Origin of the sequence: Saccharopolyspora kobensis, assembly GCF_900108315.1 — a bacterium.
Classification (GTDB): Bacteria; Actinomycetota; Actinomycetes; order Mycobacteriales; family Pseudonocardiaceae; genus Saccharopolyspora; species Saccharopolyspora kobensis.
Genome location: NZ_FNVB01000013.1, coordinates 74,505 through 93,708, shown reverse-complemented (window position 1 = coordinate 93,708; position 19,204 = coordinate 74,505). Strand labels below are relative to the sequence as shown.

General features: G+C 70.4%; 21 protein-coding genes and 2 riboswitches. Of the genes, 10 read left to right on the top strand and 11 right to left on the bottom strand.

The features are described 5' to 3' along the window. The 7 genes from C4T78_RS32955 to lepB form a co-directional block, all read right to left on the bottom strand. Positions 1–1,143 (bottom strand): alkaline phosphatase family protein, encoded by a 1,143-nt coding sequence (locus C4T78_RS32955; RefSeq protein ID WP_093357013.1) that lies wholly within the window; start codon positions 1,141–1,143, stop codon positions 1–3. 31 nt (positions 1,144–1,174) lie between these two features. Further along, complete coding sequence (locus tag C4T78_RS32950; RefSeq protein WP_093357012.1) at positions 1,175–1,549, bottom strand: hypothetical protein; 375 nt, start codon at positions 1,547–1,549, stop codon at positions 1,175–1,177. Positions 1,550–1,805: 256 nt separating this feature from the next. Continuing rightward, the gene (locus C4T78_RS32945; protein ID WP_093357011.1) at positions 1,806–2,948 is read right to left on the bottom strand and encodes an acyl-CoA dehydrogenase family protein; all 1,143 of its coding nucleotides are present in this window, start codon (positions 2,946–2,948) and stop codon (positions 1,806–1,808) included. A gap of 210 nt (positions 2,949–3,158) precedes the next feature. Then, positions 3,159–4,289 carry a CaiB/BaiF CoA transferase family protein gene (locus C4T78_RS32940; RefSeq protein WP_093357010.1) on the bottom strand — a complete coding sequence of 377 codons (1,131 nt, stop codon included), beginning with the start codon at positions 4,287–4,289 and terminating at the stop codon, positions 3,159–3,161. 56 nt (positions 4,290–4,345) lie between these two features. Next, entirely contained in the window at positions 4,346–4,972 is a 627-nt protein-coding gene (locus C4T78_RS32935; protein ID WP_093357008.1) for a hypothetical protein, read from the bottom strand. A 117-nt stretch (positions 4,973–5,089) separates the two neighbouring features. Next, positions 5,090–5,449 carry a hypothetical protein gene (locus tag C4T78_RS32930; RefSeq protein ID WP_143185997.1) on the bottom strand — a complete coding sequence of 120 codons (360 nt, stop codon included), beginning with the start codon at positions 5,447–5,449 and terminating at the stop codon, positions 5,090–5,092. A gap of 110 nt (positions 5,450–5,559) precedes the next feature. Next, positions 5,560–6,348 (bottom strand): signal peptidase I, encoded by a 789-nt coding sequence (gene lepB / locus C4T78_RS32925; protein WP_093357006.1) that lies wholly within the window; start codon positions 6,346–6,348, stop codon positions 5,560–5,562. A 363-nt stretch (positions 6,349–6,711) separates the two neighbouring features. On the opposite strand from lepB, the gene C4T78_RS32920 reads away from it, so the two are divergent. From C4T78_RS32920 to C4T78_RS32905, 4 genes are all read left to right on the top strand, one after another. Continuing rightward, positions 6,712–7,125, top strand: coding sequence for a GNAT family N-acetyltransferase (locus C4T78_RS32920; RefSeq protein ID WP_093357004.1), 414 nt, complete (start codon positions 6,712–6,714; stop codon positions 7,123–7,125). Positions 7,126–7,235: 110 nt separating this feature from the next. After that, positions 7,236–7,952 (top strand): MerR family transcriptional regulator, encoded by a 717-nt coding sequence (locus tag C4T78_RS32915; protein WP_093357003.1) that lies wholly within the window; start codon positions 7,236–7,238, stop codon positions 7,950–7,952. Between the two features lie 276 nt (positions 7,953–8,228). After that, a complete protein-coding gene (locus tag C4T78_RS32910) occupies positions 8,229–9,932 on the top strand; it encodes an AMP-dependent synthetase/ligase (RefSeq protein WP_093357001.1) in 1,704 nt (567 codons plus the stop codon). Positions 9,933–10,205: 273 nt separating this feature from the next. Further along, positions 10,206–10,562 (top strand): VOC family protein, encoded by a 357-nt coding sequence (locus C4T78_RS32905; protein WP_093357000.1) that lies wholly within the window; start codon positions 10,206–10,208, stop codon positions 10,560–10,562. Positions 10,563–10,574: 12 nt separating this feature from the next. Here the strand turns inward: C4T78_RS32905 and C4T78_RS32900 are convergent, their stop codons facing one another. Beyond that, the gene (locus C4T78_RS32900; protein WP_093356999.1) at positions 10,575–11,876 is read right to left on the bottom strand and encodes an MFS transporter; all 1,302 of its coding nucleotides are present in this window, start codon (positions 11,874–11,876) and stop codon (positions 10,575–10,577) included. A 297-nt stretch (positions 11,877–12,173) separates the two neighbouring features. Here C4T78_RS32900 and C4T78_RS32895 point away from each other — a divergent pair, with 297 nt between their 5' ends. The 3 genes from C4T78_RS32895 to C4T78_RS32885 all read left to right on the top strand — a co-directional run bounded on the left by C4T78_RS32895 (position 12,174) and on the right by C4T78_RS32885 (position 13,396). Further along, positions 12,174–12,584, top strand: a complete 411-nt coding sequence (locus C4T78_RS32895) for an SSI family serine proteinase inhibitor (protein ID WP_093356997.1) — start codon at positions 12,174–12,176, stop codon at positions 12,582–12,584. Between the two features lie 87 nt (positions 12,585–12,671). Next, positions 12,672–13,061 (top strand): YidH family protein, encoded by a 390-nt coding sequence (locus C4T78_RS32890; protein ID WP_093356996.1) that lies wholly within the window; start codon positions 12,672–12,674, stop codon positions 13,059–13,061. A gap of 2 nt (positions 13,062–13,063) precedes the next feature. Next, complete coding sequence (locus tag C4T78_RS32885) at positions 13,064–13,396, top strand: DUF202 domain-containing protein (protein ID WP_177247752.1); 333 nt, start codon at positions 13,064–13,066, stop codon at positions 13,394–13,396. 86 nt (positions 13,397–13,482) lie between these two features. Here C4T78_RS32885 and C4T78_RS32880 read toward each other — a convergent pair whose 3' ends face one another. Then, entirely contained in the window at positions 13,483–14,106 is a 624-nt protein-coding gene (locus tag C4T78_RS32880; RefSeq protein WP_093356995.1) for a TetR/AcrR family transcriptional regulator, read from the bottom strand. 118 nt (positions 14,107–14,224) lie between these two features. On the opposite strand from C4T78_RS32880, the gene C4T78_RS32875 reads away from it, so the two are divergent. Together C4T78_RS32875 and C4T78_RS32870 are read left to right on the top strand one after the other, a co-directional pair. Beyond that, positions 14,225–14,965 (top strand): SDR family NAD(P)-dependent oxidoreductase, encoded by a 741-nt coding sequence (locus tag C4T78_RS32875; protein ID WP_093357176.1) that lies wholly within the window; start codon positions 14,225–14,227, stop codon positions 14,963–14,965. 17 nt (positions 14,966–14,982) lie between these two features. Continuing rightward, positions 14,983–15,300 (top strand): DMT family transporter, encoded by a 318-nt coding sequence (locus C4T78_RS32870; RefSeq protein WP_093356994.1) that lies wholly within the window; start codon positions 14,983–14,985, stop codon positions 15,298–15,300. A 109-nt stretch (positions 15,301–15,409) separates the two neighbouring features. Here the strand turns inward: C4T78_RS32870 and C4T78_RS32865 are convergent, their stop codons facing one another. Then, a complete protein-coding gene (locus C4T78_RS32865; protein ID WP_093356992.1) occupies positions 15,410–16,762 on the bottom strand; it encodes an L-serine ammonia-lyase in 1,353 nt (450 codons plus the stop codon). 28 nt (positions 16,763–16,790) lie between these two features. Continuing rightward, positions 16,791–17,162, bottom strand: a complete 372-nt coding sequence (gene gcvH, locus C4T78_RS32860) for a glycine cleavage system protein GcvH (protein ID WP_093356991.1) — start codon at positions 17,160–17,162, stop codon at positions 16,791–16,793. A 54-nt stretch (positions 17,163–17,216) separates the two neighbouring features. Beyond that, positions 17,217–17,314: riboswitch (glycine riboswitch) on the bottom strand. Beyond that, positions 17,315–17,407, bottom strand: a riboswitch (glycine riboswitch). A gap of 111 nt (positions 17,408–17,518) precedes the next feature. Here gcvH and C4T78_RS32855 point away from each other — a divergent pair. After that, positions 17,519–19,072 carry a PucR family transcriptional regulator gene (locus C4T78_RS32855; protein ID WP_093356990.1) on the top strand — a complete coding sequence of 518 codons (1,554 nt, stop codon included), beginning with the start codon at positions 17,519–17,521 and terminating at the stop codon, positions 19,070–19,072. Positions 19,073–19,204 lie beyond the last annotated feature (132 nt).

Sequence of the window (19,204 nt, the reverse complement as noted above, 5' to 3'; positions counted from 1 at the left end):
TCAACCGCCCAGCACCAGCAGCGGGATCAGCTGCTCGGCGGCGGTCAGCGATCCGTGCTGGCCGCGCAGCGCGGCCTCGCCCGGCTCGGCCACCGACCGGATCACCTCGGAATCCCGCATGACCGCCAGCACGTCGCCGATGCGCGGGCGCACCGGGTCGGCGACCACCGGGCCGAACCAGCCCTCGTCGATCGCCTGCTCACCGGTCAGCACGAGGCCCTGATCGCCGATCCGCTCCTGCCAGGCGGCGAGCACGTCGCCGAGCGCACCGGGTTCGGCGTAGACGTGCCGGGCCCGCGCTTCGCCGCCGAGCATCCTGACACCTTCCCGCAGCACCGGATCGGTGTCGGCGTCGAAGGCGGTGGCGGGGTCGGCTTCGACCATGCCGTGGTCGGCGGTCACCGCCAGCACCGCGCCCGGCGGCAGCCGGTCGGCGAGCATCGCCACCAGGGCGTCGAGCTGGGTCAGCTGCAGCCGCCACGGCAACGAGCCCGGCCCGTGCACGTGGCCGAGCAGGTCGAGGTGGCCGTGGTAGCCGTAGCACAGTGCCGGGCCGTCGGCGTTGAGCGCGACCAGCATCTCCGCGGCCAGGTCGCCGAACGCGCGCTGGCCGCGGAACTCGGCGCCGCGCATCGCGGCGCGGGTCAGGCCGCTGCCCTCGAACTCGGCGGGCACCGCGGTCCGCACGTCGACCCCGGCCGCCGCGGCGCGGTCGAACACCGTCGCCATGGGCTGCGCCTGCTCCGGCGGCCAGCGATCCAGCAGGCTCCGGCGGTCACCCCGCGATGACCAGCTCAGCGGGTGCAGCAGCCCGCCGGACGGTTCGGCGAAGGTGTAGCCGACGATCCCGTGCTCCCCGGCGCACCGGCCGGTGCCCAGCGAGGTGATGCTGGTGACCGTGGTGGTCGGGAACCCGGCCGTCAGCGGCGGCCGGGTCAGCAGGCTCGCCAGGAACGGGGCGTCCGCGGCGTGGTCGCGCAGCAGGTCGTGGCCGAGCCCGTCGACCAGCAGCACCGCGGCGTTCCGGCACTCCGGGAAGCCGATGGTGTCGGTGAACCCGGCCACGCCCAGCGAGCCGAGCAGGGACGGCAGGACGTCGGGCAGCGCCCGCCCGTTGCCGTCGGGAGCGACGATCCAGTCCATGACATCGAACCTGCCACATGAAGGGGCGGCATCAAGCGTCTACGAGCAAGTCCATCGAGTATTCGAGCTCGAAGACGGGCGTCACGCCTGCGACGTCCAGTTCGCCGGCTTCTTCGTCCTCGTCCTCCGAGTAGTAGCGGACGTCGGCTCCGGGGAAGGCAGCGGAGACCTGTTCGACCGGCTGTTCCTTGCCCTCCTCGCTGAGGAACAGGTAGCCGTCGTTCTCCATCAGGACGTCGATGTCCTCCTCGACCAGCGGGCATTGCGCGTCCTCGCGGGTCAGCCACGCGCCGGAGGCGGCGCGGCCCCAGACCGACACGGTGCGGTTGAGCTCCGTCTCCGGTCCGTCGGGCTCGCTCCAGACCTCGTCGTAGATCTCAACCCGCGCACCGTCGTATGCCGCCATGGGGCGACTGTTGCATTCCCCTTCAGGGCTCGTGAAGGAATGACTCCCAGATGTCGTCAGCAGAGCACATCCGAGGCCAGCACGTTGATGTCGTCGCGGATCCGGTGCGGTGTGCTCGGTGACCCAGCGCCTGGCCGGAGCCATGCTCAGCGCCCAAGCAGGTGATCATCGACGTGCGTCTTTGGCCTGTGAAGCCCGAAGACGCACGTCCAACCAGCTGCCCGAACGCTTTCGACCACGGCAGCACCGCTGGTCGTCAGAACCCCATGGAGCGTCCGATGATCTCCTTCATGATCTCGGTGGTGCCGCCGTAGATGGTCTGGACGCGGGAATCCAGGAACGCCTTGGCGACCGGGTACTCCGTCATGAACCCGTAGCCGCCGTGCAGCTGCAGGCAGCGGTCCACCACGCGCTTGTTCAGCTCGCTGAGCCACCACTTCGCCATCGCGGCGTGCTCGATGTCGAGCTCACCGCGCACGTGGTCCTGCACGCAGCGGTCGGTGAACACGCGGCCGATCTCGACCTCGGTGGCCATCTCCGCCAGTTCGAAGCGGACGTGCTGGAACTTGCCGATCGGTCGGCCGAACGCGGTGCGGTCCTTGCAGTACTCCTTGGTCGCGCCCAGCACCTTCTCGGCGATGGCAGCCGAGGCGACCGCGATCGACAGCCGCTCCTGCGGCAGGTTCTGCATCAGGTAGATGAAGCCCTGCCCCTCCTCGCCGAGCAGGTTGGTGGCGGGCACTCGCACGTCGTTGAAGAACAGCTCCGCGGTGTCCTGCGACTTCAGGCCGATCTTGTCCAGGTTGCGGCCGCGCTCGAAACCGGGCATGCCGCGCTCGACCACCAGCAGGCTGATGCCCTCGTGCCCGGCGTCGGGATCGGTGCGGGCCACCACGATCACCAGGTCGGCGAGGATGCCGTTGGTGATGAAGGTCTTCTGCCCGTTGAGGATGAAGTCGTCGCCGTCGCGCACCGCGCTGGTGCGGATGCCCTGCAGGTCGCTGCCCGCGCCGGGTTCGGTCATGGCGATCGCGGTGATCGTCTCGCCCGAGCAGAAGCCCGGCAGCCAGCGCTGCTTCTGCTCCTCGGTGGCCAGCGCCAGCAGGTAGGGCGCGACGATGTCGTTGTGCAGCGGCGAGCCGAAGCCGGAGACACCCGCGTTGACCAGCTCCTCGTCGAACACGACGTTGAACCGGAAGTCGTCGACACCACCACCGCCGTAGCGCTCGTCGACGGCGAAGCCGAGCAGCCCCTGCGCACCGGCCGCCAGCCAGGCGTCCCGGCTGACCACCCCGGCGGCTTCCCACTCCTCGACGTGCGGCACGAGCTCCTTGTTGACGAACGTGCGCACCGTTTCGCGGAACGCCTCGTGCTCGGGCTCGAACAACTCCCTGCGCATCGGTTCACGCCTCCATTCGATCCGTGCTGGTCATGCGAGGAAGGGAACCTTCCTGTCAACCGCGCCCGCACCGCGGCGCGAGCATGGGAACTTTCCTGTCACCGCGCCCGCACCGCAGTGCGAGCATGGGAACCTTCCTGTCATCCGGCCCGCGGCGCGGCCGGAGGTGAGCATGGGAACCTTCCTGTCACCTCCCCGCCGCGCCCCAGGTCAGCGCTGTGAGCCGAAGGCGCCCGAGTCGAGCAGGTCCTGCGGGATCTTCCAGTCCCGCACCACGGCTTCGGTGTCCGAACCGGGTGTCGCCACCGGTCCCGGCTCGGGGTTCGGGGTGCGGCTGAAGCGCGGGGCCGGCGCCGGTTGCAGCACGCCGTCGCGGCGCACCAGGGATTCGCGGGCCGCCACGTGCGGGTGTTCCGCGGCTTCGGTCATGGACAGCACCGGGGCCACGCACGCGTCGGTGCCGTCGAACAGCTCGGTCCACTCTTGGCGGGTGCGCTGCCGGAAGGTCTCGGCGAAGACCTCCCGCAGCCTCGGCCAGTTCGCCGGGTCGTCGCGGTCGGGCACCACCTCGGCCACGCCCAGCCGTTGCACCAGTTCGGCGTAGAACTGCGGTTCCAGCGCGCCGACCGAGACGTACTCGCCGTCGGCCGTTTCGTAGACGTCGTAGTAGGGGGCGCCGGTGTCCAGCAGGTTCGTGCCGCGCTCGGTCTTCCAGCCACCGGTGCCCAGGAATCCGAACAGCATCGCGCCGAGGTGCGCGGCACCGTCCACGATGGCCGCGTCGACGACCTGCCCGCGGCCGCTCGTGCGCGCTTCCAGCAGCGCCGCCAGCACCCCGACGGCCAGGTACATCGCGCCGCCGCCGAAGTCGCCGAGCAGGTTCGCCGGTACCTGCGGCGGGCCGCCCTGGCGGCCGATCGCGTGCAGCATGCCGGTGAGCGCGATGTAGTCGATGTCGTGACCCGCGGTGGGCGCCAGCGGCCCGTGCTGGCCCCAGCCCGTCATCCGCCCGTAGACGAGTCGCGGGTTGACCACCCAGCACTGCTCCGGCCCCACGCCCAGCCGCTCGGTGACGCCGGGCCGCAGTCCTTCGAGCAGCACATCGGCCTGTTCGACCAGGGCGAGTACGGCTTCCGCGCCGCGCTCGTGCTTGAGGTCGACCTGCACCGACCGCTTGCCGCGGTTGAGCAGATCGCCTTCGCCGCCGGAGGCCGTCGGCCGGTCCACCCGCACCACCTCGGCTCCGAGGTCGGCGAGCAGCATCGCGCAGAACGGCGCCGGGCCGATCCCGGCCAGTTCGACGACCTTGACTCCGGCCAGCGGTCCACCTGTTCGCGTCACGCCACACCTCTCGACGGCCTGTGTCGCGCAGCACACGAAGCGCGACGCAGTTAGTGTTACATAGTTGGTGTAACAGACGTCAAGGTTTCGCGGGCAGGAGCGACGGCTCCGACCGGTTGATAGGCGAGCACGTCTCCGGTCGGCCCGTTGCGCTCTTCGATGACGACGATCTCGACCGGTTCGCCGTGCTCATCGCGAGCGAGCCCGATCGAGGCCCGGACCAGACCTGGCGCGTCCTGGCCGCGCAGCCGGGTGATCTCCCGGTCCACCAGCGCTCGAGCGTCTTCGGCGACGGGAATCCGCCGGGTCACCCACTTCTCGGCGACCGGTTCGGGGTGCCCGACTACCGCGACGATCTCGGTCAACGCGCGATCCCGCTGGATGCCGGGAGCCCGCTCGTCGACGGCGGCCTTCGGAACGGCCGCGACCTGCTGAACGTAGTGATCGCGTGCCGCGGCGGTGGTCCACAGCGATTGGAGGAACAGCGCGGGTTGCGCCGGAGCGCGCAGCACCGAGAACCGGAGCAGCCCGTCCGTCCGGGGCATCACCTCCAGGGCGCGGCGAGCGGCCGCGTCGGCCTCCTCCGCTGTGGGCAACAGCCACCAGCTGTCGATGCGGGCCTGCGCGTCGTCGTGGTGGGCGGCGGCGGAGACCGGCCGCGTCCGGATCTGCTGATCAGTCATGACACCACCTTGAAAGCTCGACGTTGGTAGAAGTCAATGGCATCGCGGAGGAAAGTGGTGGCATGCGGGAAACCGTTGGCGCATCGCTCAGAACCTGCCCCGGACAGCCAGCGGGCACTACTCCAGCAACGCCTCCAACGACGATTCGAACTGCGCCCGCCGGTCCTCCGGTGTCCGTGCGGCTGCGTACTGCAGGACGATCGGGCCGCGGCTGAAGGCGTCCGGGCCGAACCGCGCGGCGAACCGCGTCGCCGCGGATTCGTCCGCGAAGGACAGCACCGACACCACGTCGGTCGTGATCAGCTGCGCGCAGCCCAGCTGCGGGCAGCTCCGCTCCGAGTTGTCCCGCGGGTGCGGCACCGGCAGACCATCGCGCACGAACTGGTCGACGACCTGCTGCGCCGCCGATTCCGAGCCGCCACCGCAGGCCGCCGTCACCAGGCACGCGCCCAGCAGGACAGCGGTGAACCCCCGCATCATCCGATCCTCGCTTTGAACCGGGCGGCCCAGCGCCGCCTCACCGAACATTGATCGCGAACCGAGCGCAACCGGTTACCCGACGAACGGGTGAACCCAGTGAGCCGCATTCAGCGCGGGAGACGGCTCTCCCTTCGTCGGGTCCTGCGCACGAGCGCGGTCACCGCGAGGACCAGGAGCCACACGAACGCGATCCCGCAGAGCAGTGCGCCTGCGGGTGCTGCCCAGAGCGAGTAGGCATAGCGCTGATCCGCTGGAGCGGGCGTGGCCAGGCCGACATCGGTGAACGCCGAGGTCGTCGGCACGTCCCTCGGAGTGCTCCACGGCTCGTGGATTCCCACCACCCGTCCCGCGATCGCGGAAACGGGGATGCTGCCCCGCCCTTCCTGGTCGCGATGAACCCGGGAGTCCGCGGAGTTCGCCCGCCAGTCACCGAGGACGAAGACCATGCCCTCGGGCACGGCCTCCTCGAACGGCAGCTGCTCGGCCTGCACGCCCGACGGATCGTCGTGGCGGACGTAGTCCTCGGAGATCGACGTGCCGTTGACCTGGATCCGGCCGTGCTGGTCGCAGCAGGAGACCGCGTCCCCACCGATCGCGACGACTCTCTTGACGAAGGACTCGTCGAATGACCAGGACGACCCGTCGAAGACGACGACGTCACCGCGCTGCACGTCGCGACCACCGGCCACAGCGACGATCACTTCCTCGCCGGGCTGCACGGTGTGGCTCATGTCGGGAGCCGAGACCGGGTAGATCGCGTAGTTGGCCCACAGCACGGTCGACGCCCCGACGCAGACCAGCAGACCGACGGCCATGACTGCTGAAGCCAACGTCCACGAAACCCAGCGGGTGGGGCCGGACCTCGTCGAGCGTCGGCGGTCGTCCACCGCGACCATGTGCGCACCTTCCCTCAAAAGCGCCGCGCCGGCTGGTTCCTCGGCGATCCGACCGCCAGTCGAGGGAAGCACCACGAGAGCGCCCTGCCCTGGCCGGGATGACGAAGACGCGGTCCGCACCTGGCGGTCTCGCAGCTGTGAAACATCAGACTATCCAACACCTCCAGCCATTTTCGCCCGCCACCGCAGGGGAATTCGAGTCACGGAGCTCAGCACCGCGGAGGAGGCTGCGCGTCCCCCTGGGGTAACGCCCCGGCGCGGCGCTCGATATAGGCATCGCTGACGAGAGGCCAACCGTGATCGAAATTCGGGAAGCGCGCGCCGAAGACGCACCGAGCAGCGGGGTGGCAGCCGAGCCCCGGCTTGTTGCTGGGGCGCCTGTCGGGCAACCCGTGCTTCGTCGCGGAAGCGAACGGCGGCCGGGTCGTCGGGTTCGCCGAAGGACGCTTTCGCGGCTCGACGTTCGACGGGGGCCGCATCTACAACGAACGCTTCGGGGAGTTCGCCGAACTCCCCCCTCCGCACTGCAAGCTCGACTGGATCTGCGTTGCCGATGACGTGCGGCGGCGCGGTGCCGGCCGCGAGCTCTTGCACCGGTTCGCCTCCGAAGCCCTGCAAGCCGGGTGCTCGCACATCGCCCTCAAGGCCGACGAGTCTTCGGATAACTCGGGCCGCAAGGCGTTCTTCACCGGCTTCGGGTTCTACGCGCTGGATCCGGAGCTCCCGGACCACCTGCTGGGCACGGACCTGGCCTCCTTGGTCGAGCGGACCGGGTAGTTCGACGCTCTGGCCGCGACGAGGCCCGCGCGGGCGCGTCGGAGCAGGTCAAGGGCCTGCCGTATATGACAGCGTTGGTGTTACAGCAGTTGAGGAGTACCGTTGCGGGCATGCTCCGAACTGCGGACGAAGAGCTCACCATCGACGAACTGGCCGCCCGCGCCGGAGTCACCGTGCGGACCGTCCGGTTCTACTCCTCGCGCGGTCTGCTGCCGCCGCCCCGCTTGCGCGGCCGACTCGGCCTCTACGGCGGCGACCACTTGGCGCGGCTCGACCTCATCCGGGAGCTGCAGGCGCTCGGCTTCACGCTGTCGGCGATCGAACGCCACCTCGCGCGCCTGCCCGAGGACGCCTCCCCCGATGACCTCGCCCTGCAGCGCGCGCTCATAGCGCCGTGGACCGACGAGCACGCCGAAGACCTGGAGCGCCACGAGCTCGACCGGCGCGCTGGTCGGCACCTGGAGGACGAACTGGTCGACCAGCTGATCGACCTCGGCATCCTGCAGCGGATCCCGGGCTCCACCGCCTTGCGGGCGCCCAGCCCGGCGATGCTCGGAGTCGGGCTGCAGATCCTCGACCTCGATCTGCCGTCGGAGATGCTGGTGCAGGCGAAGGCGATCGTCGAGCAGCACACCGCGCAGATCGCCGCCGAGCTGCGCGAGCTGTTCGCCGCGAACGTGCTGCGCCCCTACGTCGAGCGCGGCCGCCCGGAGGACGAGCGGGAACGGGTCCGCGCCACGACCGACCAGCTGCGCCCGCTGACGATCCAGGTGCTGGTCAACGGGTTCCAGCGGGCCGTCAACGACGTCATCCGCGACCACGTCTGAGCCGCCCGGTACTGAAAGACCTTCCGTTTCAGCTGGTCAGGAGCCGTGCGCGTTTTGGGGTGTCATAGCACCGCAAAGCACTCACGGGCCGCCACCAGCGGAAACGGCCCGGGCCACCGCACCGGCACCGCTGCGCAGCGCGACGCGAACGGAAAGGATCGTTGAGCCTGCTGGGCGATTGAAGGCTCGGCCGCTGGCCAACCCGGCCTCCCGTGCGGTTTCATCGCGTGACGACCATCACGTCGCACCGGGTGCGTCGAGGGGAGCTCAGCCGCGATGAGCCATTCGGAAGCATGGGCGACCGCAGCGCTGGAGACGACTGTCCCGCAGTTGTTCTCGCGCAACGTCGCGCAGTTCCCGCAGCAGCCCGCGCTGACCGACGGCGATCGGACGCTGACCTGGGAGCAGGCCCAGCAGGAGGTCCAGGTGCTGGCCGCCGGTCTCGCCGCGCTCGGCCTGCAACGCGGCCAGACCGTGCTGATCATGGTGCCGAACCGGCTCGAGCACTGGCTGATCGACGTGGCGGCCACCCACCTCGGCGCCGTGCCCAGCACCCTCTACCCCACGCTCAGCCAGGACCAGGTGCACTACATCGCCCACCACAGCCGCGCCAGGATCGTGGTGCTCGACGGAGCCGATCAGCTGCGCCGCTGGTCGAAGACACTGCGCAACGCCTCCGCCATCGAGCACGTCGCGGTGCTCGACGAGCAGGTGATGGTCTCGGCCGACGAGCGGTTCCGGACGTGGGACCGGCTCCGGGCGCTCGGCGTGCAGCGCTTGCGCGAAGATCCCGAGCTGGTGCAGCGAGCCTCGGCGGCGACCAGCCCGGCGGACCCGGCCGCGATCCTCTACACCTCCGGCACCACGGGCGAGCAGAAGGGCGTGGTGCTGACCCACCGCAACATCTGCTTCGCCGCGGCGTCCCTGCACCAGGCCACGCGAGCCGAACGGCACGCGGCGCGGATCTGCTACCTGCCGCTGGCCCACATCGCCGAGCGCATGGTGGGGATCTACGCGGCCATCCACGACGTCGCCCACGTGCACTTCTGCGCCGATCCGAAGCAGCTGCCCGCGACGCTGGCCCGCGCCCGGCCGGCGCTGTTCTTCGCCGTCCCGAGGATCTGGGAGAAGCTCGCCGCCGCGCTCCGCGACATCCCGGCCGAGCAGCGCGCCTCGCAAGCGCGGCGGCTGCGCTCCCGGCTCGGGCTCGACCGCGCCACGTGGCCGGCCAGCGGCGCCGCCCCGATCGACCGGGAGCTGGTGGAGCTGTTCAGCACCATCGGCGTGGACATCTTCGAGCTGTGGGGCATGACCGAGACGTCCGGCTGCGCGACCACCAACCACGCGGGGGCCAACCGCCCCGGCACGGTGGGCCGCGCGGTTCCCGGAGTGGAGGTGCGGATCGGCGACGACGGCGAAGTGCTGGTGCGCGGCCCGCTGGTGTGCGCGGGCTACCTCGAACCGGACGGGGTGATCCGCCCGGCCGCCGATGCCGACGGGTGGCTGCGCACCGGTGACATCGGAGTCCTCGACGAGGACGGTTTCCTGAGCATCACCGACCGCAAGAAGGAGCTGATCATCTCCGCAGGCGGCAAGAACATCGCGCCCACCGCGGTCGAGAACGCGCTGCGCGCGCACCCGCTGCTCGGCCACGCGCTGGTGTTCGGCGACCGCCGCCCCTACCTGGTCGCGCTCCTGGTGCTCGACGAGGACGCGGCGCCGAAGTGGGCGCGCGAGCGCGGGATCTCCTTCACCTCCCTGCGCGAACTGGCCGAGCACCCGGCGGTCCAGTCCGAAGTGGCCACCGCGGTGGCTGCCGCGAACGCCCGGCTGAACCGGCCGGAACAGGTCAAGCAGTACCGGATCCTCGCCCACTCGTGGGGCGTCGAGGGCGGCGAGCTGACCCCGACGCTGAAGCTCAAGCGCCGCGTGATCCACGAGAAGTACGCCGACATCATCGACCAGCTCTACGCCACCTGACCGCGGCGCGGGCGGGAGCATGGGAACCTTCCTGTCATCCGCACGCCCGCGAGCGCGAGCATGGGAACCTTCCTGTCACCGAGATGCGAGCATGGGAACCTTCCTGTCATCCCGGCGCGGGCCTGCGCAGGGGAACTTCCCTGTCACGCCGGTGCGAGCATGGGAACCTTCCTGTCACGGCGGAGTCGGCGGTGAGTTCCGGGCGCAACCCGAGTCCAACTTCCGGAAGGACCGTTCGCGGGCCGTGGCCCGCGCGAACCGCAAAGGACTCCGATGACCATCGAACCGATCATCATCACGTCGGACATCGATCGCTTGCAGGGCTTCTACCGGGCGGTGTTCGGCGCCGAGGAGAGCTCGCGCGTGCCAGCCGAGGGCACCGTCTTCTTCCTCGGCCTGCAGGTCCGCGGCGCCGGGCTCGGGCTCGTCCAGGACGACGCGGCCGAACCCGGCGAGCCGGGCCGGGTCCTGCTCAACTTCTTCGTCGACGATGTCGACGAGGTGCTGGCACGGGTCGCGCCGGCCGGCGGCGAGGTGCTGGGGCCGCCCAACGACATGCCGTGGGGCCAGCGCGTGGCGCACGTCAAGGACCCGGACGGCAACGCGGTGAACCTCACCCAGCCGATCTGACGGCCCCGCAGCTCACTCCTGCTCGGACTCGGCCCACCTCGTCGGCTCGCCGGTGATCACCAGGCAGATCACCGTGATCAGCGCACCGACCACCAGGTACGCGGCGATGGGCCAGGACGCCCCGCCGGAGGAGCTCAGCAGCGCCGTCGCCACCACCGGCGACAGCCCGCCGCCGAGCACCGAGCCGCTCTGGTAGCCCAGGGACACCCCGGTGTAGCGGACCTTCGTGGCGAACAGCTCGGCGCAGAACGCCGCCATCGGCCCGAACACCGCCGCCGAACCGGCGTAGCCGAGGGTCATCGCCAGCACGATCAGCGCCGGGTTCGCGGTGTCCAGCAGCCAGAACATCGGGAAGGCGTACACCGCGAGGAAGATCCCGCCGCCGAGCATGACCTGGGTGCGGCCGAGGCGGTCCGAGAGGTGGGAGAACAGCAGGATTCCGGCGATCTGCGCGGCCGATCCGCACAGGCTGCCCAGCAGCATCAGGTCGCGGGTCGCGCCCAGCTTCTCGGTGCCGTAGGTCAGCAGGAACGTGGTCAGGATGAAGATGAACGTGTTGAAGCCCAGGTTGACCCCGGCCGACAGCACGATCTGCCGCCAGGAGCGCGCGAACGCCTCGGCGACCGGCAGCCTGGCGCGCTCGCCGCGCTGGCGGATCTTCGCGAACTCCGGGCTCTCGGCCAGCCGCAGCCTCACGTACAGGCCGACTCCGACCAGCACGAGGCTCACCAGGAACGGCAGTCGCCACCCCCAGGTGAGGAACTGGTCGCCGGAGATGGCGGTGGCCCCGGCGAACGCGCCGGTGGCCAGGAACATCCCGGTCGGCGAGCCCAGGAACGTCCACCCGCCGTACCAGCCGTGCCGGTGCGGCGGGGCGTGCTCCACCGCCATCAGCACCGCGCCGCCCTGCTCCCCGCCGAGGAAGAAGCCCTGGACCACGCGCAACGTCACGAGCAGCAGCGGCGCCCACACGCCGACCTGGTCGTAGGTGGGCAGCAACCCGATCAGCGCGGTGCACACACCGGTCACGCTCAGGGTGATCACGAGCATCCGCTTGCGGCCCACCAGGTCGCCGAAGTGGCCGATGACCGCGGCGCCCAGCGGCCGGGCGAGGAACCCGGCCCCGAAGGTGGCGAACGCCAGCAGCGCGCCCACCCACGGGTCGCCGGAGGGGAAGAACAGCTTGTTGAACACCACGGCGGCCGCGGTGCCGTAGATCAGGAAGTCGTAGAGCTCGATCGTGTTGCCGACCGCGCTGGCGAACGCGGCCTTGCGCACCGCGACGCGGTCCGGGCCCGCGGGTGCCGATGCCATCTGGTCTCCTGTCCATCGCCGAGGCCCCCGGGAGCGGTCGTCGCGACGCACGACGACCCGGGCCCGGGATCACAATGGCCAGTGATCCGCGAAAGGTCCACCACCTTTTCGCGCATCACCCCTCGGACGAGCGATGTCGAACAAGGTCGAATTGTCCTGTTCAGTGACCGTTCGTGCAGCAAACCTGCCTGGGCGAACCCCTTTCCGGTGGTCCAGCGCCGCGATGTGCGGCGCTTTGGACGACTGCGGCGATAAAGGGAAGCGGAATGCCTCTCCAAACCCAGGAGGACTGACGAGATGGTTGAAACACGGCTCACCGGCCGCATCTTCCTCGCCGCAGCCACCCTCGCGGGCACTGCACTCGCCCCGGCGCTGGCCAACGCGGAACCCGCGGCCGAAGCGAACTGGAGCACCCTGAACCTCACGGTCAGCAGCGCGAATCGCGACGAGGTCCCGCGGAACGCCGTGCTGAACTGTCATCCGGCGGGCGGTACGCACCCGCACGCCGCATCCGCCTGCCAGACGCTCAACGCGGTCGGCGGCGATCTCACCAAGCTCACCGAAGCGCAGAGCACCTGCAACTTCATCCACAAGCCGGTGACCTACACCGCGCGCGGCACCTGGCAGGGACGGCCGGTCACCTTCGAGAAGACCTACTCGAACAAGTGCATCGCGGACGCCTCCACCGGCAAGGTGTTCGCCTTCTGAGCAGTGCGCCGGGCCCCGCCGCCGCGCGGGGCCCGGCACCGCTCCGGCACGGGTCGTCACGTTCCGCACCCGGGTTACCGTGAGCCCATGGCATCCGACCGGGAAGAGCATTCGCGCTGGCCCAAACGGCTCTACGAGCAGGGCGACGAACCCGATCCCCGGTTCACCCTCGCCAACGAGCGCACCTTCCTGGCCTGGATCCGCACCGCGCTGGCGCTGATGGCGGGCGGCGTGGGCATCGAAGCGCTCAACGCGGTCACCGGCCACCCGAATCCACTCCGGACCGCGCTGGCGGTGGCGCTGCTGCTCGCCGGGGTGCTCTGCAGCGCAACGGCTTTCACGCGGTGGATGACCACCGAGCGCGCTTTGCGGCAGGGCCGCCCGCTGCCCGCGCCGCGCCTGGCACCGGTGCTCGGGTACGGGCTGGGCGTGATCGGGGTGGCCTCCTGCGTCCTGCTGCTGCTCACCGGGATCTGATCATGGCGCAACGGCCCGACGGCCCGTGGGATCCGGGCTTGCAGATCGAGCGCACCACCCTCGCCTGGTTGCGAACAACGCTCGCGTTCATCATCGGGCTGCTGGTGCTGCTGCGGCTCATGGGCCACGTGAACGTGCTGGCCGCGCTGGTCTGCGCGGCACTGGCGCTACCGCTCGGGCTGACCATCGGTTGGCTGCTCTGGCGCCGCCACCTCGACGGCGAACGCCGCCTGCGCGAACGAGCGCCGCTTCCCGGCGGAGCACTGCCGGCGGCGGTGACGGCGCTGGCCGTGGTGGCGGGCTGCTCCGGCCTGGCCTTCGTGCTCTTCGCCTGACTCCGGTGTGGACGGTCGCGCGAGCATGGGAACCTTCCTGTCAGCACAACCCGTCGCGCAGCCCTGCGAGCATGGGAACCTTCCTGTCATCCCGCCCGCGACTGCGGCTCGCCGACCAGGCCGGGCCAGGCCGACATCGCGCAGTCGATGATCGCGTGCGCGGTCTCGCGGGAGCAGCCGTCGCGGGCCTGGATCGACAAGCCCTGCAGGACGGCCAGGTAGAACGAGGCGATCGCCTCGAGATCGGCATCTTCCGGGACGTCCCCCTCGGCGACCGCGCGGTCCAGCCGCGCGCGGACCGCCCGGTGGTCGTCCCTGCGGCATTCGGCGAGGAAGTCCTGGACGCGCTGGTTGTCCGGCCCGCAGTTGGTCGCCGCGAGCACGACCATGCAGCCGCGCGGCGTGCCCGGGTCCACATAGGCGTCGGCGTTGTCGCGCAGCATCGCCTCGATCGCCTCACGCGCAGTCGGGTGCTTCCGCAGCGAATGCTCCCCCACCGCTTCATCGGCGCTGTTGTAGAGGGCGATCGTCTCGCGGAAGAGGTTCTCCTTGGAGCCGAAGGCGGCGTAGAGGCTCGGTGAGCTGATGCCCATCGCCGTCGTGAGGTCGGACAGCGACGTCGCCTCGTAGCCCCTTTCCCAGAACAGCTCCATCGCGGCCCGCAGTGCGGTTGCGCGGTCGAAGCTGCGCGGTCGACCTGGCGACGGCATCTCGTCCTCCTCGCGAACTCCGGCGCGGTCATCATCGCCGACCCGTTCTGCGTTGACGCCCCAGGGTAGCCCGTGCTAGCCATTTATATGTCGTTCGATACAGAATAATGAGGTGCTCATGACGTCTCTAGCGGGCAAGGTTGCTCTGATCACCGGCGGCGGGCGCGGGATCGGGGCCGGGATCGCCGAACGGCTGGCCGCCGACGGCGCCGACGTCGCGATCACCTACAACACCGGTGCCGAGCGGGCCGACGCCGTCGTCGCCAAGATCACGGGAACCGGTCGCCGCGGGCTGGCGATCGCCGCACCCGCCACCGACGCCGCAGCGGTGGCGAACGCGGTCCAGCGCACCGCCGACGAGTTCGGCCGGCTGGACGTCCTGGTGAACAACGCCGGGATCTACACCTACGGCACGATCGACGAGCTGACCCTCGACCAGTTCGACGAGATCGTCGCCGTCCACGTGCGCGCGGTGTTCGTGGCGGTGCGGGCCGCCATCGCCCACCTGCCCGAAGGCGGGCGGATCATCAACATCGGGAGCAATCTCGCCGAACGGGTTCCCGGCCCCGGCCTGAGCCTGTACTCGCTGAGCAAGTCCGCGCTGGTCGGCTTCACCAAGGGCCTCGCCCGCGACCTGGGCCCGCGCGGCATCACGGCCAACGTGGTCCAACCCGGCTCGACCGACACCGAGATGAACCCGGCCGACGGGCCCGACGCCGACGCCGAACGGGCGCTGACCGCGCTCGGCCGCTACGCCGCGCCCGCCGACATCGCGGCGACCGTCGCCCACCTCGCCGGGGAATCCGGTCGCAACATCACGGGCACCTCGATCACCGTCGACGGCGGCGCCAACGCCTGAACCCGGAGGAAACCGAAATGGCCTGGTTCTTGCTCATCGTCGCCGGCCTGCTCGAAATCGTCTGGTCGCTGGCGTTGAAGCACGCCGAAGGCATGACGCGGCTGTGGCCGGCGGTCGTGGGAATCGCGGTCGCCATGGTGAGCCTCGGCCTGCTGTCGGTCGCGCTGAAGCACCTGCCGGTCGGCAGCGCCTACGCGATCTGGGTCGGCATCGGCACGATCGGCGTCGCGGCCGTCGGAATGCTCGCCTTCGGTGAACCGGCGACGTGGCCGCGCCTGGCGTTCCTGGCGCTGATCCTGATCGGCATCGCCGGCCTCAAGTTCGTCGAAGCCTGACCTCGGGGCCTTCCTGCCGCCCCTCTGGTGACAGGAAGGTTCCCATCCTCACGTCAACGGCGCGGGCGGTGACAGGAAGGTTCCCATCCTCGCACCGCCCGCACCGGGGTCAGCACTCGATGACGTTGACCGCGAGCCCGCCGCGGGCGGTCTCCTTGTACTTGACCTTCATGTCGCGGCCGGTCTCGCGCATCGTCTTGATCACCTTGTCCAGCGAGACGAAGTGGTTGCCGTCGCCGCGCAGCGCCATCCGCGCCGCGGTGATCGCCTTGACCGAGGCCACCGCGTTGCGCTCGATGCACGGGATCTGCACCAGACCGCCGATCGGATCGCAGGTGAGTCCGAGGTTGTGCTCCATCGCGATCTCAGCGGCGTTCTCCACCTGGCGCGGCGTGCCGCCGAGCACCTCCGCCAGCCCGGCAGCGGCCATCGAGCACGCCGAACCGACCTCGCCCTGGCAGCCGACCTCGGCCCCGGAGATCGAGGCGTTCTCCTTGAACAGCACCCCGACCGCGCCCGCCGCCAGCAGAAACCGCACCACGCCGTCGTCGTTCGCGCCGGGCACGAACCGGGTGTAGTAGTGCAGCACCGCCGGGACGATGCCCGCCGCACCGTTGGTCGGGGCCGTCACGACCCGGCCACCGGCCGCGTTCTCCTCGTTCACCGCGAGCGCGAACAGGGTGACCCACTCCAGCGGGTCGTCCTGGCCGGTCAGCGCCGCGGCCAGCTCCGCCGCCCGCCGCTTGACCTTCAGCCCGCCGGGCAGCTCCCCGGTGTTGCGGCAGCCGTTGTCCACGCACTCCTGCATGACGTGCCAGATGTCCAGCAGTTCCTTGCGGACCGCGTCCTCACCGCGCCACGACAGCTCGTTGGTCAGCATGACGCCGCTGATGGACAGCCCGGACTCGGCGGTGCGGTCGAGCAGTTCCGCTCCGGTGCGGAACGGCAGCCGCAGCTCGGTCTCGTCCGGTTTGATCCGGTCGGCGCCGGTCTCCTCCTCGTCGACGACGAAACCGCCGCCCACCGAGTAGTACACCGCGCTGTCCAGCTCGGTGTCCCCGGCGAACGCGGTGAACCGCATCCCGTTCGGGTGCACCGGCAGGGACCTGCGTCGGTGCATCACGAGATCGCGGTCCGAGCTGAACCGGATCTCGTGCGTGCCGTCCAGGCGCAACCGCCCCGTCGCGCCGATCTCGGCGACCCGGTCCGCCACCGCGGCCGGATCGACCGTCTCCGGGTTGTGGCCCTCCAGGCCCAGCAGCACCGCCTTCGGGCTGCCGTGTCCGTGCCCGGTGGCCCCCAACGAGCCGAACAACTCCGCTTTGACCCTTGTGACCTGCGGAATCAAGTCGGCATCGAGCAGTCTCCGCGCAAATCGCTTGGCCGCTCGCATCGGCCCCACGGTGTGCGAACTGGACGGTCCGATGCCCACTGAGAACAGGTCGAAGACACTGATCGCCATTGATCGCCTCCGCTGCTGCCCGGCTCCGCTACTGCTCGATCAGTTCGGCGTACTGCTGAGCGGTGAGCACAGCACCGGTACCGGTGGCGCGCACCTCCAGCAGCCAGCCGCCGGCGAACGGCTCGGCGTTGACCAGCGCCGGGTCGTCCACGACGGACTCGTTGACCGCGACGACCTCACCGGTGACCGGGGCGAACAGGTCGCTCACGGACTTGGTGGACTCCAGCTCACCGCAGGTCTGCCCGGCCTCGATCTGGTCGCCGACCTCCGGGAGCTGCACGAAGACGATGTCGCCGAGGGCGTCCGCGGCGTGCTGGGTGATGCCGATGCGGACCAGCTCGTCGCGGTCCTCGATCCACTCGTGTTCTTCGGTGTAGCGCAGGTTCTCGGGCAGGGACATGGTGGGAGGCTCCATAGCGGTCTGGAGGGCGCGAGCGCGCCCGGAATGAGCTGGGCCTCCCCCTCTGTTTCGGGACCTGAGAGCTTCGCCGCTGATCAGCGGCTTGCACCGTGGGTGGCGCGTCAGCTGTGACGCGCGCTTTCCAGAGTTGCCTCGCCCGAACGGTCATGGGTGCCTGAGAGTTTGTGGGGAGTCTTGCTCCTTCGGCGCCCTGCAGTGCGCAGGGTCTCTCCCGCACGGGGTCGACGGCCGGTATGCGATTGTCGAATTGCTCCCGCAACGATAAACGGGCCCGCTCTGGTGTCACAATGCCCTCCCCGGCCGCCAGGCGGCCGCAGGTTCTCTGGAGGCCGGTGATGCTGGACGTCCGGGCGCTGGTCCAACGGGTCGGGCCGACCCTGCTGCGCGCGGTGGCGGTCCCGGAATCGACCCCGTGCGTCGGCGACGTCGTCATCGCCGAACCCGGTCAGCACCCGACGGTGGTCGACGGTGATCTCGTGCTGGGCGTCGCCGTCGCCGACCGCGAGCAGGCGGCGGCGCTGGTGCGCATCTGCGGCGATCAGGGCGCTGCGGCGGTGCTGCTGAAACCGCCGGTCTCCGATGACGAGCAGGTCGTCTCCGCCGCCGCGGAGACCGGTGTCGCGCTGGTCGAGGTGCGGCCGGAGACCGCGTGGGCGCAGCTGGTCTGGTTGATCCGGGCGGCGCTGGCCCGCACCGGCCTCGACGAGGCGGACGCGCGGAGCTCCGGGGTCGGCGACCTGTTCCGGCTCGCCGACGCGGTGGCCGACGTGGTGGACGCGCCGGTCACGATCGAGGACGCGCACTCGCAGGTGCTGGCCTACTCGGCCCGGCAGGACCTCACCGATCCCGCCCGGGTCTCGACGATCATGGGCCGCAGGCAGCCCGACGACGTGCTGGCCAAGTTCCGGGCGCGCGGCACCTTCCGCAAGCTCAGCAAGGGCAGCTCGGCGATCTTCGTGCCCGCCCAGCAGGACGGCACGCTGCCCCGGCTGGTCGTGCCGATCAGGATGGGCGGCGAGCTGCTCGGATCGATGTGGGCGGTGGTGCCCGACGAGGTCTCCGAGGAGCGCGCGACGGCGTTCGCCGACACCGCGCCGCTGGTCGCGCTGCAGCTGCTGCGCTGGCGAGCCGTCGCGGACGCCGAGCGGCGGCACAGCGCGGAGCAGGTGCGGCTGCTGCTCGAAGGCGGCGATGGCTGGCGGGTCGCGGCCCACGAGCTGGCCGTCCCGAACGAGCAGCACCGGGTGATCGCGATCGAGATGCCCGCCTCGGCAGGCCCCGCCGAAGGACACCGGTTGGCGCTGTGGGAGTGGATCACGCGCGGGATCGGGCGCCGACCGCTGGTCACCGAGATCGGCGCCATGCTCTACGCGGTGGTGCCCGACCGCGACCGAGGCGGCTGGCTGGAGCTGCGCACCGCGCTCGCTTCGCACGACATGTCGCCGCGGCCGCTGATCGCGGTCGGCACCGCGGTCGCGGTCGCCGAACTGCACCAATCGCGATCGCAGGCCGAAGAGCTGGTCAGCCTGCTGCGCACCGGCCACCTCCAGGAACGCGTGGCGGTGTACGAGGACTACTGGCACCTGCTGGTGCTCAGCCGCATGGCAGGCGCGGCGACCGATGCGGGCATCGGCTCGCTGGGGCCGCTGGCGACCCTGCGCGAGCACGACCGCACCCAGAGCACCGAATACCTGGCGACGCTGCGCGCCTGGCTGCGCCACCCCGGCGACCCACGGCAGGCGAGCCACGAACTGCGCGTCCACCCGAACACCTTCCGGTACCGGATGAAGCGCCTCACCCAGCTCGTCGACATCGACCTGGACGACCCCGACGTCCGCTCCGCCCTCCACGTCCAGCTGCTCGCCGAGCGCTGGGCCCAGCACGGCTGAGAGCAGGGGAACCTTCCTGTCATCCCGGTTCCGGCCGTCGGTTTCGGCGATGCGAGCAAGGGAACCTTCCTGTCACTGCGAGCCCGTCGGCCGCGGGTGCGGGCAGTGCGAGCAAGGGAACTTTCCTGTCAT